The sequence below is a fragment of the Variovorax sp. E3 genome, from assembly GCF_016082275.1.
Taxonomy (GTDB): domain Bacteria; phylum Pseudomonadota; class Gammaproteobacteria; order Burkholderiales; family Burkholderiaceae_C; genus Variovorax.
Genome location: NZ_MOWM01000183.1, coordinates 1 through 13904 on the forward strand (window position 1 = coordinate 1; position 13904 = coordinate 13904).

The window sequence follows — 13904 nt, forward strand, 5'->3', positions numbered from 1 at the left end:
GCCGAACCGTCGGGCGCGCGCACGCGGGCGCGCAGGCCCAGCGCGCTGGCGGCGTCGAGCGTGGCGGCCAGCGTGGAGTTCGACGGCGATTGCGGGTTGAGCGCCACGTGGTGCTTGCGGCGGCTGCGGTACAGGAACGCCAGGAAGCGGTGGTTGAAGATGTCGAGAAAGTCTGCCGTGGCGTGGTCGCGCTGCTGGCGGCGCTCCAGCAGCATTTCGGTGACGGGCATCGGCAGCGGGCCGCCGCTGCCGCCCAGCGACAGCGCGGGCGTGGTCAGCGCAAAGGGCTCGCCGGTGGGCGCGTCGGCCGCCACCTCGCGCACGTCGCTGGCTTCGAACGCCAGCGACACGAAGGCATGCAGCCGCACGGCCTCGCGTTCGCGCGGGCCTTGCGAGCGGCCCACGGGCACCGCGTCGGGCGCGGCTCGCTCGAGCAGGCTGATGGCCTGGAACAGGTTGAAGTCCTGCGGGCGGGCGCTGAGTTCTTCGATCACAACACGACCTGCCGGCCCGTCATCGGCGCCCATTGCTTGCGCACTTCTTCGCCGCTGCGCACCACGAGGCGCACGAAGGAGTTGACCGAGGTGTACATCGCGAAGAAGCGCGCGAGCACGGCCGACATCATCAGAGGCGAGCCGCCGACGAAGGCGTCGTCCTCGAACTCGAGCGTGACCTGCGTGCCCCGGCAGTAGCCGCGCCAGGCCTCGGTGCCCACGTGGGCGGTGACGCCGCGCGCCGAGAGCCCGGCGATGCCGCGGATCTGCGCATGGTCGCGGCGGCTGTCGGAAGCGAACAGCAGCAGCATCTCGCGCAACTGCTCGCGGCCGGTGGAGCCGTCGACCAGCGATTGGTGGTTGAGCGTGAGCAGCGACACCAGCCGCCACAGCGTTTCGCTGCCCAGCGGCGGGTCGCGCTGCGCGGTGGGCTCGTAGAGGCAGCGCACGCGCGTGGGCTGCGGCGGCCCTTCGGCCAGCAGGCGCGCGCCCACGGGCACCTGCTCGGCCAGGCGGCGGTTGGTGCACAGCAGGTGCGCGTAGACCACGGGCTGCACGGGCCGGCTGTGCGTCTTGCCGTGGTCGACGAAAGACAGGAAGACGTCGGTGCCCGGAATGTTCTGGCGCAGGCAGGGCTCGCGCCGCGCGGCCCAGAACACGGCGCCCTGCGCGCTGTCCACATGGCCCAGCGCGGCGAAGCCCGGCACGTTCACGGGCTTGTCGGCGTCGGGGTCGGAGGCGATCACCGAGACGATCGAATGCACCTCGGTGGTCGCGTCGCGCTGGCGGTCGGGCACCAGCATGTATTCGTAGTGGCGCTGGTCCATCACCAGCGGCTCGCTCACGCGCGCAAACAGGTTGACGATGGGCGTGCAGCCGAGCTGGAAGTTGTCGGCGTCCAGGTGCCGCAGCGCGCGCGCGGGGCGGTCGAGCTGGAACACCAGTTCGCACGTGCGCCCCCGGCCCAGCCGCGAGCGCAGGTGCTGCAGGTCGAAGAAATGAAACTTGCGCGGGAACGCGAAGTACTCCTGCAGCAGGCCGTAGGCGGGCTGTGCGTTGGCGGGCTGCGGCAGCACTTCTTCGCCTTCGGCGAAGCCGACCTCGCGCCAGGCGTCGGCCGGCAGCATCTGCAGCGCGCCGCCTTCGGGGATGACGCCGACCGACTTCACGCCCGACACCAGCGCGTCGTACAGCGGCATGGTGGTCATCCAGTCGCCCTGCAGGTGAATGCGCAGGCTGTCGATCTCCAGCTCGGAGAAGTCGGTTTCGGTCTCGCATTCGAGCGTGAGGCGCAGCACGGCATCGGTGTCGATGGCGGCGCGCGCAATGCGCAGCGGCCACAGCACGGTGTCCCAGGCGGTGCGAAAGCGGCAGGCCTGCGAGGGCGCGTTGTGCGAAGGCACGGCCTGCGCCTGCAGCATGGTGTGCCGCGCCACGCGAAAGCCCGTGGTGACCTTGCCCTGCGTCGGATCGAGCGCGAACTGCGCCACCGACATCGAGGGCAGCGGCTGCACCAGCGACGGGCACAGGTTGTCGAGCAGCGCGCAGGCGACGTCGGGAAATTCCTGGTCGAGGTCGCGGTGAACGCGCGCCGAAAGAAAGGCCACCGACTCGATCAGCCGTTCGGTGTGCGGGTCGAGCGATTCGCCGCCGTGCAGCGACAGCCGCGAGGCGACCTTGGGGTAGCGCTGGGCAAAGTCCGCCCCCTGTCCGCGCAGGTAGGACAGCTCGCGCTTGTAGTACTGCAGCAGGTCGCTGTGCTGGATGTCGGACACGTCAGGCGACTTTCATCAGGCTGCCCGGCGTGCCGAGCAGCATCTCGAAGTCCACGCGGCGCAGCGCCATGCCGGCGCGCGCCTGCGCGCCGATGCGCACCAGCGCCACCTCGTGGCGGTTGGGCGTGGCGCTCACGTGCACGCTCACGTCCGACAGGCGCGGCTCGTAGCGCTGCACCGCCAGGCGCAATGCGGCGGCCAGCTGCTGCAGGTCGGCGGTGTTCTGCGCGCTGAGCGCGGAGAAGTCGGGAATGCCGTACTCCAGCACCGTGCCGCTGCCTTGCGCGTAGTCGGCCACCGACAGCGGCGAGCGCGTGTTGAACAACTGGCGCAGCTCACGGCCAATGGAGTCCTGCAAGGACTCCATGGTTTCGAGGTGCGCGCCACGGGCGTGCGCGGACGGCGCCGACGCCAGCCGGTCGAACAGGGGCACAAGGCCCCCTTTGACGAGTTCGGACACGGTAGGCGCCGGGTGTCAGCGTCGGTCCGTCATGCGACCGCGACGTTCTTCGAGAGATCCCAGCCGAACGGAGCGATGCCTTCCTGGCCGCCTTCTTCCTTCTGCTTGGTGTACTCGACCTTGATGGCCGCGTAGTTCAGCGAGATGCTTTCCTGCGGCAGGTCGCCGCCGCTGGACACCGAGAAGCCGCTGAGGATCACGTCGGTCAGGGTCACGACCATCAAGGGCAGCAGGCCGCTCTTGTCTTCGCGCGGGAAGGTGATGATGGTGTCGCCCGCGAACACCTCGCCGCCGGCGAGCTTCTGCAGCAGCTGGGGCGTGGCCGAGTCGCTGGTGCGCGTCACGGTGATCTCGGAGAAGCTGGGCTTGCCCGCGGTGCGTTCCTGGTTCGACGTGCCCGAGGTCACGGCAAGGCCGGCGCCGAACTGGAAGCTCTGGACTTCCATTTCGTCCTTGTGGCCCTCGATCTGGGTCTGGCCGGTGACACCGGGCATCTTGAGGTAGATAGGCATGTGAAAGTTCTTTCAGTCTGTCTGTGGGTGTGGACGCGGATGAAGCGCGCGATCAGGCGGCCGCGGCCGGCAGGTCGGCCACCAGGCGGATGGAGGCCGAGAGTTCCTCGAGCTGGAAGTGCGGCTTCAGGAAGGCGATGGCGCGGTACGAGCCCGGCTTGCCCGGTACCTCGGTCACGTCGACGCGGGCCTGGCTCAGCGGGTACTTGGCCTTCATGGCCTGCGGCGCCGAGGGGCTCACCAGCACGTAGTTCGCGACCCAGTTGTTCAGGTGCTTCTGCATGTCGGCCTGCGTCTGGAAGCTGCCGATCTTGTCGCGCACGATCACCTTCAGGTAATGCGCGAAACGCGAGGCCGCCAGGATGTAGGGCAGGCGCGCCGAGACGGCCGCGTTGGCGTTGGCCGCGTCCTTGTCGTACACCTTGGGCTTGTTCACGGTCTGGCCGCCGAAGAAGGCCGCGGTGTTGGAGCCCTTGGAGTTGACGATGGCGATGAAGCCCAGGTCGCTCAGTTCCTTTTCGCGGCGGTCGGTGATGGTCACCTCGGTCGGCGGCTTCAGCGCGATGTCGCCTTCGTCGGTCTTGTAGGCGTGGGCCACCATGCCGTCGACCTTGCCGCCGCCTTCCACGCCGCGGATGGCGGTGGTCCAGCCGTACAGCGAGTGCGCTTGCGTGATGCGCAGGCCCAGCTGGTAGGCGGCGTTGGCCCACAGGTACTTGCCGTGGTCCGAGCCGTCCACGTCTTCTTCGTAGTTGAAGTTCTCGATCGGGATGGTCTTGGCGCCGTAGGGCAGGCGCGCGGCGTAGCTGGGCAGCACCAGCGACACGTAGCGCGAGTCTTCCGACTCGCGGAAGCTGCGCCACGAGGCCAGCTCGGCGCTCTCGAAGGTCTTGGACAGGTCGCGCGGAATGCCCAGCTCGGTGAACGACTTGAAGTCGAACAGCGCGGGCGCGGCGGCGGCGATGAAGGGCGCGTGTGCGGCGGCGGCCACGCGGGAGATGCGCTCCAGCAGCGCGATGTCCTGCGGGTGGCGGCCGAAGTAGTAGTCGCCGATCAGCAGCGAATAGGGGTGGCCGCCGTAGGTGCCGTATTCCTCTTCGTAGATCTTCTTGAAGAGCACGCTGGTGTCGTGGTCGACGGCGGTCTCCAGGTCTTTCAGCAGGTCCTTCTTGCTCACGTTGAGCAGGCGCAGCTTCAGGTTGCTGCCGGTCTCGGTGCCGAACACCAGGTCGCGCAGGCCGCGCCAGGAGCCTTCGAGGGCCTGGAACTCGGGGGCGTGCAGGATCGCGTTGAGCTGGTCGGTCAGGAGGCGGTCGATTTCGGCGACGCGCTCGTTGATCAGCGTGACCACGCCCTTGTCGGGGCTGGTCTTCATGCCTTCGTCCAGGATCTGCGAGGCGAGCTGACCGATCAGCTTCTTCGCGTAGGCGCCCTGCGAAGGCTCGGTCGTCATGTTGCCTTCGTAGACGATCTTGTCGAGCAGGCTCAGGTCACTGGTCGTGACGGTGGTTGCTGCGCTGCCGGCTTCGGCGGCTTTGGATTTGTTGGCCATCTCTATCACCATTCAAGATTTGCCGGATCGCGCCCGTGGGGTCGCGCCGGCGTGGTTGATCACGCTGCCGGGGCTTCGGCTTCGGGGGACGATTGGGTCTGCGCGGCCGCTTGCGGAGCGGCTGCGGTGGTGGCGGGTGCAGCCGTGCTGCCTGCTTCGGCCTTGGCCTGGCTCTGGACCGTCTTGAGGTCTTCGCCGTTCTGCACCACGCGCTCGAGCAGGTCGTCGAGCTCGTCGTTGCCGTCGAGCTTGGCCAGCAGGTCGCGCAGTTGCTGGCGGGCCTCGAGCAGCTTGGCCAGGCGCGGCACCTGGCTCACGATGGCCTCGGGATGGAAGTCGGCGAACTGCGCGAAGTTCAGTTCGATCTTCAGGTTGCCTTCGCCCTTCATGGTGTCGGGCACCGAGAGGTCCAGGCGGGGCGAGATGTTGCCGAGCACCTCTCGAAGTTGTCGCGGTCGACTTCGACGAAGCGGCGCTCCTTGAGCTTCGGCAGGGCCTGGACGGGCTGGCCCGACAGGTCGGCCAGAAGGCCCACGACCAGCGGCAGTTCCTTCTTTTCGACGGCGTCGCCGATCTCGACGTCATAGGTGATCTGGACGCGCGGGGGACGGTTGCGGCCCACCCATTTTTGCAAGCTGTTCGACATTTTTCGCTCTCAGAAAAGGTTGAATTGACAAGAACACACGTTGAAGTTTTCGGCGCCCTTTGCCTGGTGGGGCGGCGCGCGGTCCGTTGCCGTTGCAGTCCCGGCATGCATCAAAGACGAACGGAAGATACAAATCGAGATATTTGCTAACAATCCCCGGAATTAGGTAGGTACCCCCCAAACGCGGGAGAAATCTCAATAAAAACAAGTACCTGAGCTTTGAAAAGTTACGTATATGAGAGGTTTGTCACATAAGTAAACGAGCGAATCCTAGGGAGGCGGGCGCGGCGGCGCATCGGACCAAAGTCCAATGACAGGCGGATGGCGGCGGCGCTATCGCGCGCGCGATCGGCGGCGCGGCGCTGTAACACGTTGATCGCTTTTGGGGCGAGGCAGCGCTTTTTGCGTCTTGGGCGTGCACCTGAAAGGGGTTTGCGCCTCAAATTGGGTCATCAATCCGGCAAAATGCAAGATCCGCATAAGGTTATGCACCAATCTGGCAAACAAAGGATTTGAATGAAGCACGCATCCGTCGAGGGTTTCCTGGCACATGTCGCCCAACGCAACCCTGGACAACCTGAGTACCTGCAGGCCGTGACCGAAGTGATGGAAAGCCTCTGGCCCTACATCGAGCAGCACCCGAAATACACCACCTACAGCCTGCTGGAGCGCCTGGTCGAGCCCGAGCGCGTGGTGACTTTTCGCGTGTCGTGGGTCGACGACCATGGCGAGGTGCAGGTCAACCGCGGCTTTCGCATTCAGCACAGCCTGGCCATCGGCCCGTACAAGGGTGGTATCCGCTTTCATCCGTCGGTAAATCTGTCGATCCTCAAGTTCCTGGCGTTCGAACAGACCTTCAAGAACGCGCTGACCACGCTGCCCATGGGCGGCGGCAAGGGCGGTGCCGACTTCGACCCCAAGGGCAAGAGCCAGGGCGAGGTGATGCGCTTCTGCCAGGCCTTCGTGAGCGAGCTGTTCCGCCACATCGGCTCCGACACCGACGTGCCGGCGGGCGACGTGGGCGTGGGCGGGCGCGAGGTCGGCTTCATGGCCGGCATGGTCAAGAAGCTCACCAACCGCGCCGACTGTGTGTTCACCGGCAAGGGCCTGAGCTTCGGCGGCTCGCTGATCCGCCCCGAGGCCACCGGCTACGGCAACGTCTACTTCGCGCAGGAAATGCTCAAGCGCAAGGGCCGCGGCTTCGAAGGCATGCGCGTGAGCGTGTCAGGCGCGGGCAATGTCGCGCAGTACACGGTCGAAAAGGCGATGGCGCTGGGCGCCAAGGTCGTCACCGTGTCGGATTCGAGCGGCACCGTGATCGACGAGGACGGCTTCACGGCCGAGAAGCTCGCGGTGCTGATGGACGTGAAGAACCACCTCTACGGCCGCGTGAGCGACTACGCCGAGCGCACCGGCACGCGTTTCGTGGCCGGCGCCACGCCGTGGCACGTGCCGGTCGACGTGGCGCTGCCGAGCGCCACGCAGAACGAACTCAACGAGCAGGACGCGCGCACGCTGGTGAAGAACGGCGTGATCTGCGTGGCCGAAGGCGCCAACATGCCCTCGACCATGGACGCGGTGAAAGTGTTCGAGGCCAACGGCGTGCTCTATGCACCGGGCAAGGCCAGCAACGCGGGCGGCGTGGCCACGTCGGGGCTGGAGATGAGCCAGAACGCGGCGCGCCTTTCGTGGACGCGCGACGAGGTCGACGGCCGCCTGCTGCAGATCATGCAGGGCATCCACGAGTCGTGCCTGCACTACGGCGCGCGCAAGGACGGCAGCGTGAGCTATGTCGACGGCGCGAACATCGCGGGCTTCGTGCGCGTGGCCGATGCGATGCTGGCGCAGGGCGTCGTCTGACGCCGAAGGCCACCTCGCCTGCTAGAGCTCGATGAAGGCCGACGTGGCTTTGTTGAGCGCCAGCTTGCCCTTGGCGGTGATCGATTCGACCTGGGCCAGCTGACGGATCGCGCGCGCATCGGGCGCGCGGTCCGAGGGCGGAATGAAGGCCGTTACCAGTTCGGCCGCACGCAGCACGCGCAACCTGTCGATGTCCGCGGGCGTGTGGAGGACGTATGGCAATTTCTGCTCGGCGATGACGCGTAGAAATTCCATGGACATGAGCCGTCTCCTTTGGGTTGAGGGCGTTGACAACATTGTGCGCACAAACAATTAGCGTTGTCTAAACCCTGCGCCGCGCATGTCTTTGGGGTCGTGTACCGAAGTGTTCCTTTCGTTCCGTCGCAGCGGCGAACGGTGCCCGTTTGTTTCCGGCCGCGGCGCGGCGGTTTCAAAAATTAATTCGGTGCCTGGGCCGGCCACGCCGTGGTGTCCGGCGTCACGAGGTGCCAGCGCACCGGATCGATGCCGGCGAAGGTCTCGCGGTAGCGCGCGGCGGTGCGGCCTTCGCCCGTCACGTCGCGGATCACGATGCTGTCGATGCGCCGCGGATGCGCGTGAAACGTTTGCGCGTAGAGCTCCGGATCGGCCTCGCCCGAGTCGCCCACCAGCACGAAGCGGCGCTGCGCAAACTCGGTGAGCAGGCGGTTGATCACGCCGAGCTTGTGCGCGCGCGAGTCTGCGGCGTCGGGAATCAGCGTGCGCCATGTGGTGCTCTCGCGCAGGTGCATGCTGCCGGCGGGAAAGTCGGCGCTGCGAATGAAGTCCGAGAGCGGCGGGTAGAGCTGGATCGGGCTCGCCGACAGGTAGTGAAAGCGCGTGTCTGGCGCCTTGGCCAGCGCGCGATACCAGGCCGCCATGCGCGGCGCGGCCTCGAAGCGGCGCGCGAACGTGTTGAGCAGCATCTCGCGACGCTCGCGCACCTGCGTGTGCTTGATGGTGTCGTCGATGTCCGAGATGACCGACACGCCCTCGGCGGGCACGACCAGCGCCTGGCCTTTGAAGCGATGCAGCAGTTCGCCCGGCCCGGTCACGCCGTGGAACTGCGCCCACTGCTGCGCGGCGCGCGGTGTGTCGATCACGATGCGCAGGTTGCTGCGCCCGTCCTTGCCCGAAGGCGGCATCGTCACGCGCACCGGGCTGCCGTCGAAGGCGACGTCGATCTGCTTGTCTTCTTCCGACTCCGCATGGAACAGCGCGGTGCGCTGGTTGAAGCGAAGCCTGGCCGCCGGCGAGAGCTTCTTGAGGTTCAGGCCCAGGTAGCGGGCGAGGGCGGTGTTCAGGCCCCAGCGGTGCTCGCGCTCGAAGATCCAGGCGTGGATGTCGACCTCGAGCCGGCCGTCGGCGGTGGGGCGCGCCGTGCCGTTCATGAACAGCGCTTCTTCGTCGGGCTCCAGCGGTTCCGCGGCCCGCAGCACGTCGAGCGGTGCCAGGCCCGCGAGCAGTGCCGCTCTCGCCACCAGCGACCGGCGCCGCAGGTCGGGCGTGGTCGGCGGGTGCGGGGCGCACTCGCTCATGCGGGGCTGGCGGCGGCGCGTTCGTAGGTCACGAAACTGAAGGCGATGCCTTCCTTGGCCGAGACATGCGACTCGCGTCGGGTCTCGCGCCACGCGGCGGCATCGAGCACGGGCGCGTAAGCATCGCCTTCGTAGTCGCGCGCCAGTTCGGTGACCACCGCGCGCTGCGCGAGCGGCTCGGCCTCGGCGTAGATCTGCGCGCCGCCGATCACCCACACCTCGGCGGGCGAAGACTCGGCGCACAGCGCGAAGGCTTCTTGCAGGCTGCCCACGTGTTGCGCGCCTTCGGCACGCCAGTCGGCCTGCCGCGTGACCACGATGTTCCGGCGGCCCGGCAGCGGGCGAAAGCGCGGCGGCAGCGAGTCCCAGGTCTTGCGGCCCATGACCACCGGCGCGCCGGCGGTCTGCTGCTTGAAGTGCGCCATGTCCTCGGGCAGGTGCCAGGGGATGGTGTTGTTCGCGCCGATCACGCCGTTGGCGGCGCGGGCGAAGATGAGATTGACTTTCATGGCAGGTGCGGCGTCGGGTTCAGAGCGAGTCGATCTTGATCATGTTGGCGTTGATGGTACCGACTGGCTTGTGGATCTCGCTTTCCGGCACGGCCGCCAAACGCGCCAGCAGGCGCGGGTTGATCGGTTCAGTGTCGAAATACACGCGGACCCGTACGAGTTCGATGGGCCCGCACAGGGCGGTCAGGTAGGTCGCATACCGGGCCATGAGCACATCTTCGTCGAGTTCTTCCGCCGTCAGTTTCGCGTGGCAAACGCGCGCGACCATCAGGTTGATGTCGTAGTCCAACCCGGCATCGCTCTGCATGCGGGTGCGAGCGACCCAGCAGCCGTCGATGGATGGCTCTTCCTGAAACACCTGGTGCAGGAGTCGGGTGGCCCAGGGTCGCAGGGGTGTCAACGGCACATCCATCAGGTGCCGCCAGAAACCGTTGCGTAGTGCGTCGAGCTTCTCGGCCGCAAGGGTCCGTCGCCTGGAGAACTCGCGGATCTCGTCTTCGGTTCCGTGCAGCCGCACGTGCGAGAGGATGGCCTCATAGGCCGGCACCGCCAGGCGTGCGTCCAGTTTGATGGCCGAACGTACCTGGGTGATGCCTTCGGCGCGTGCGCGCTTCAGCAGGGCCAAGCCCAATGCGTACTGCGCGAGTGCGTCGCAGGCATGCAATCGCGCATGGCGTTCGAGGCCTTGCAGGGTTTCGTCGGAGGCCTTGATTTCGTCCTCGGCCTGCAGGCGCTCACGTTCGAATTCGCCGTTCTCGAGGACCTTGCCGGCGTGCTGTGTCCGCAATGCGCCCAGCCGCAGATGGCGAAGGCGCCAGTTGGGCGCCGCCATTTCGCGCCATCGGGTATTCACGGCGTCCACCTGTGTGGCCCAGCCAGCCCCCAACAGGGTCTCGCCCGCACTGTGCAAGACGGACCAGTCCGGCAGGTTCGACGCGGCGCCTGCCGCTTCGATGCGGTCGTCCAGGCTGGGATGGGTGTCGTGGGTGCGCGCCGGCAAACCGCGTGCTTCGTCCAGGGCTGCCTGCAGTGTTGCGGGCGTGGCGTCTCGCACGAAGCCATCGACGAGGTCCCAGAAAGCCTCGGGCGCATGCGGCGAGGCCGCCTGCAATTCGTTGAGCTTCAACGGCAAGCGGGTCCGCATCAGGCTGTTCGCGATGTCCAGCTTGATCAGGGCCTGGGCGAGATGGTTGCTTCCGGTGGCCTGCACCGCCAGGGCGTCGGCTTCGAACTCGCACGTCCGGGACCAATTGGCGGACATCCGCATGAATCGCGGCAAGAAGGCCAATGCGATCCATCGGCGCAGGCGGTCGATGCCGGAGTCCTGCTTGTCGTTGCCATCGAGATAGACACCCCACTTGAAGCGGACGTTGTAGATCCAGTGTCCGAGCCGGCCATGGCGGCGCGAGAAATGCCCAAGCTCGTGCGCGATGACCGCGGCCGCCTCCTGCGCCGACAGCAGCTTCAGCAAGGGCACGCCGAGCAGCAAAGTCCGCCGGCCGCCCACGAGCGCAAGCAGCCCACCGGTCTGGGATGCCGCCGCATTGAGTTCGTCGGTGAGCAGCACGCGGTGAATGGGCGGCGCGTTGAGTTTCAAGCGCAGGTCGTCCAGGGCGGTGAAGAGGGCCGGCGCCTTGTCGCGCGCCAGTTCCGTCCCGGAGACATCGAAACTGGGCTGGAAGATCCACCACATCCACAAGGTCAGTGCGGCTCCAACCACGGCTGCCGTCGTGGGCCCGAGAAAGACGGCCTGAAGAATGATGATCGGCGCCCATCCCAGCATCGAGGCGCCCAGGAACGTAAGCTCCGCGGCCACGGCCATCAACGCCAGGCGCGTGCGCTCCCCGGAGGGCCGGGCTTGCGTCAGGGCCGCGGCGGGCGCTGCGACGCTTCCCGGTTGTGCAGTCGCAGGCCCGGGTTTCACACCGCCACGGGCGCCTTGATCGGGTCGCCGTGCCGGTAGTCCAGCACCTCGAAGTCTTCGTACTGGTAGTCGAAGATCGAGTCGGACTTGCGCTTGATGTTCAGCGTCGGGTAGGGGTAAGGCGTGCGGCTCAATTGCAGCGCGACCTGTTCGGCGTGGTTGCTGTAGATGTGGCAGTCGCCGCCGGTCCAGATGAAGTCGCCCACGTCGAGGTCGCACTGCTGCGCCACCATGTGCGTGAGCAGCGCGTAGCTGGCGATGTTGAAGGGCACGCCCAGGAAGATGTCGGCGCTGCGCTGGTAGAGCTGGCAGCTGAGCTTGCCGCGCTCGCCTTCGGCCTGCGGCGGCGCCACGTAGAACTGGAAGAACGCATGGCACGGCATGAGCGCCATCTTCGACAGCTCGGCCACGTTCCATGCGCTCACGATGATGCGGCGCGAATCGGGGTTGCTCTTCAGGGTCTTGATGACGTCGGCAATCTGGTCGATGTGGCCGCCGTCGGGCGTGGGCCAGCTGCGCCATTGCACGCCGTACACGGGGCCCAGGTCGCCGTCTTCGCGCGCCCATTCGTCCCAGATGCTGACGCCGCGTTCCTTGAGCCAGTTGTTGTTGCTCGAGCCGGTCAGGAACCACAGCAGTTCCTGGATGATGGACTTCAGGTGCACCTTCTTCGTGGTGACCAGCGGAAAGCCCTCGTTCAGGTCGAAGCGCATCTGGTGGCCGAACACGCTCTTGGTGCCGGTGCCCGTGCGGTCGCTCTTGAAGACACCGTGGGTGTCGACGTGGCGCATGAAATCTTCGTACTGGGAGCGGACGGGGCGGGCTGTCGAGGTCATGTTGGGAATTTTACGTGGCGGCGCTAGCATCGGCCGATGAGCAGCCACGACCACCCCCACGACCACAGTGAACTCGGCGAGATGGACCTGCGCGTGCGCGCGCTCGAGAGCGTCCTCACGCAGAAGGGCTACATCGACCCCGCCGCGCTCGACGCGCTGATCGACACCTACCAGACCCGCATCGGCCCGCGCAACGGCGCGCGCGTGGTGGCGCGGGCCTGGGTCGATCCGGCGTTTCGCGCGTGGCTGCTGGCCGACGCCACGGCCGCGATCGCCTCGCTGGGCTACACGGGTCGCCAGGGCGAGCACATGGTGGCGGTGGAGAACACCGACGCGCTGCATCACATGGTGGTCTGCACGCTGTGCAGCTGCTACCCGTGGCCGGTGCTGGGCCTGCCGCCCACCTGGTACAAGAGCGCGCCGTACCGCTCGCGCGTGGTGAAAGACCCGCGCGGCGTGCTCGCCGATTTCGGCGTGACGCTGCCCGAGGGCACGCGCATCCGCGTGTGGGACTCGACCGCCGAGGTGCGCTATCTCGTCATTCCGCAGCGGCCCGCGGGCACCGAAGGCCTGGGCGAAGAAGAACTCGCCGCGCTGGTCTCGCGCGATTCGATGATCGGCACGCGGCTGGTGGAAGCGCCCGCCGAAGCAGGGAGCCCCGCATGAACTACGCGACCCAGGCCGACCTTGGCGGCCAGCCCGGTTTCGGCAAGGTGGTGCCGGAGCCCGAAGGCGAGCTGTTCCATGCCGATTGGGAGCCGCGCGCGCTGGCGCTGGTGCTCGCGATGGGCGCGACCGGTTCCTGGAACATCGATGCGAGCCGCGCCGTGCGCGAGACGCTGCCGGACTACCGCGACCTGAGCTACTACCAGATCTGGCTCAGTGCGCTGGAGCAGCTGATGCTGCAGCGCGGGCAGGTATTTGCCGACGAGATCGCCAGCGGCGAGATGCGCCATGCGCCCGCACCCGTGGCCCGCGTGCTGCAGGCCGCCAACGTGCCGGCGGTGCTGGCCAAGGGCTCGCCGACCGAGCGGCCCGAGCCGGCGCCCGCGCGCTTCGCCCTTGGCCAGGCGGTGCGCATGCACCTGGGCAAGGCCGACCATCACACGCGGCTGCCGGGCTATGTGCAGGGCAAGCGCGGCACCGTGGTGCATCTGCACGGCGCGCATGTGTTCGCCGATGCGAATGCGCAGGGGCTCGGCGAGCAGCCGCAGTGGCTGTACACGGTGGAATTCGAAGAAGCCGAGCTGTGGGGCGACGCCGCGCCGCGCCAGAACCTCGCGGTGTCGGTCGATGCGTGGGAAAGTTATCTGGAGGCGGCGGCATGAGCGGCGACCGCATGCCCCTTGCGCCCGGCATGCCGCGCGATGCGGACGGGCCCGTGTTCAGCGCGCCGTGGGAGGCGCAGGCATTTGCGATGACACTGGCGCTGCATGAGCGCGGGTTGTTCAGTTGGCCCGAGTGGGCCGAGACACTGGCCGCGCAGATCGCCGCCGCGCAGGCTGCGGGCGATCCGGACACGGGCGAGACCTACTACCGGCACTGGCTGGCGGCGCTCGAGACGCTGGTGGCGCGCAAGGGCGCGAGTTCGGATGCTGAACTGGCGCGCTATCGCCATGCGTGGGACCACGCGGCGGATCGCACGCCGCATGGGCAGCCGATCGAGTTGCGCGGGGAAGATTTCCCTTCGCCCTGATTTGTGTCTTGCTCCTTCCCCTTCCGGGGGAAGGCCGGGATGGGGGCAAGCGCCCAACGAGCGCCATTCAGTGGTCAAGGCCGC

The 13904-nt window shown here is 67.3% G+C and carries 14 protein-coding genes and 1 pseudogene; 4 read left to right on the top strand and 11 right to left on the bottom strand.

The window, feature by feature from the left end; all coding sequences use genetic code 11:
• The 6 genes and pseudogenes from BMG07_RS35725 to tssB all read right to left on the bottom strand — a co-directional run.
• Positions 1 to 494, bottom strand: a 494-nt coding sequence (locus BMG07_RS35725) for a type VI secretion system baseplate subunit TssG (protein WP_307867242.1), incomplete at its 3' end; no start/stop codon positions are given.
• The gene (gene tssF, locus BMG07_RS35730; protein WP_198088478.1) at positions 491 to 2260 is read right to left on the bottom strand and encodes a type VI secretion system baseplate subunit TssF; all 1770 of its coding nucleotides are present in this window, start codon (positions 2258 to 2260) and stop codon (positions 491 to 493) included. The genes tssF and BMG07_RS35725, both read right to left, overlap by 4 nt.
• A gap of 10 nt (positions 2261 to 2270) precedes the next feature.
• Positions 2271 to 2702 carry a type VI secretion system baseplate subunit TssE gene (gene tssE / locus BMG07_RS35735; protein ID WP_198088466.1) on the bottom strand — a complete coding sequence of 144 codons (432 nt, stop codon included), beginning with the start codon at positions 2700 to 2702 and terminating at the stop codon, positions 2271 to 2273.
• 56 nt (positions 2703 to 2758) lie between these two features.
• Positions 2759 to 3241, bottom strand: a complete 483-nt coding sequence (locus BMG07_RS35740) for a type VI secretion system tube protein Hcp (RefSeq protein WP_198088467.1) — start codon at positions 3239 to 3241, stop codon at positions 2759 to 2761.
• A 52-nt stretch (positions 3242 to 3293) separates the two neighbouring features.
• A complete protein-coding gene (tssC, locus tag BMG07_RS35745) occupies positions 3294 to 4793 on the bottom strand; it encodes a type VI secretion system contractile sheath large subunit (protein WP_198088468.1) in 1500 nt (499 codons plus the stop codon).
• Between the two features lie 224 nt (positions 4794 to 5017).
• Positions 5018 to 5439: pseudogene (gene tssB / locus BMG07_RS35750) on the bottom strand (type VI secretion system contractile sheath small subunit); the annotation flags it as partial.
• A 516-nt stretch (positions 5440 to 5955) separates the two neighbouring features.
• Here tssB and gdhA point away from each other — a divergent pair.
• Positions 5956 to 7299 (top strand): NADP-specific glutamate dehydrogenase, encoded by a 1344-nt coding sequence (gene gdhA, locus BMG07_RS35755; RefSeq protein ID WP_198088469.1) that lies wholly within the window; start codon positions 5956 to 5958, stop codon positions 7297 to 7299.
• 21 nt (positions 7300 to 7320) lie between these two features.
• Here gdhA and BMG07_RS35760 read toward each other — a convergent pair whose 3' ends face one another.
• From BMG07_RS35760 to BMG07_RS35780, 5 genes are all read right to left on the bottom strand, one after another.
• Positions 7321 to 7560, bottom strand: a complete 240-nt coding sequence (locus BMG07_RS35760; RefSeq protein WP_198088470.1) for a hypothetical protein — start codon at positions 7558 to 7560, stop codon at positions 7321 to 7323.
• Between the two features lie 176 nt (positions 7561 to 7736).
• Positions 7737 to 8855, bottom strand: a complete 1119-nt coding sequence (locus BMG07_RS35765) for an App1 family protein (protein ID WP_198088471.1) — start codon at positions 8853 to 8855, stop codon at positions 7737 to 7739.
• The gene (locus BMG07_RS35770) at positions 8852 to 9364 is read right to left on the bottom strand and encodes a dihydrofolate reductase (RefSeq protein WP_198088472.1); all 513 of its coding nucleotides are present in this window, start codon (positions 9362 to 9364) and stop codon (positions 8852 to 8854) included. Before BMG07_RS35770 ends, BMG07_RS35765 begins: the two co-directional genes overlap by 4 nt.
• A gap of 19 nt (positions 9365 to 9383) precedes the next feature.
• Positions 9384 to 11180: a M48 family metalloprotease gene (locus tag BMG07_RS35775; protein WP_198088473.1), complete on the bottom strand. Its 1797-nt coding sequence runs from the start codon at positions 11178 to 11180 to the stop codon at positions 9384 to 9386.
• Between the two features lie 104 nt (positions 11181 to 11284).
• Complete coding sequence (locus BMG07_RS35780) at positions 11285 to 12124, bottom strand: thymidylate synthase (RefSeq protein ID WP_198088474.1); 840 nt, start codon at positions 12122 to 12124, stop codon at positions 11285 to 11287.
• A gap of 36 nt (positions 12125 to 12160) precedes the next feature.
• Here BMG07_RS35780 and nthA point away from each other — a divergent pair, with 36 nt between their 5' ends.
• The 3 genes from nthA to BMG07_RS35795 are packed head-to-tail and all read left to right on the top strand — an operon-like array spanning position 12161 to position 13820.
• Entirely contained in the window at positions 12161 to 12790 is a 630-nt protein-coding gene (gene nthA / locus BMG07_RS35785) for a nitrile hydratase subunit alpha (protein WP_198088475.1), read from the top strand.
• Positions 12787 to 13452 carry a nitrile hydratase subunit beta gene (gene nthB / locus BMG07_RS35790; protein WP_198088476.1) on the top strand — a complete coding sequence of 222 codons (666 nt, stop codon included), beginning with the start codon at positions 12787 to 12789 and terminating at the stop codon, positions 13450 to 13452. Before nthA ends, nthB begins: the two co-directional genes overlap by 4 nt.
• Positions 13449 to 13820: a nitrile hydratase accessory protein gene (locus tag BMG07_RS35795; RefSeq protein ID WP_198088477.1), complete on the top strand. Its 372-nt coding sequence runs from the start codon at positions 13449 to 13451 to the stop codon at positions 13818 to 13820. The genes nthB and BMG07_RS35795 overlap by 4 nt, the downstream gene beginning before the upstream one ends.
• Positions 13821 to 13904 lie beyond the last annotated feature (84 nt).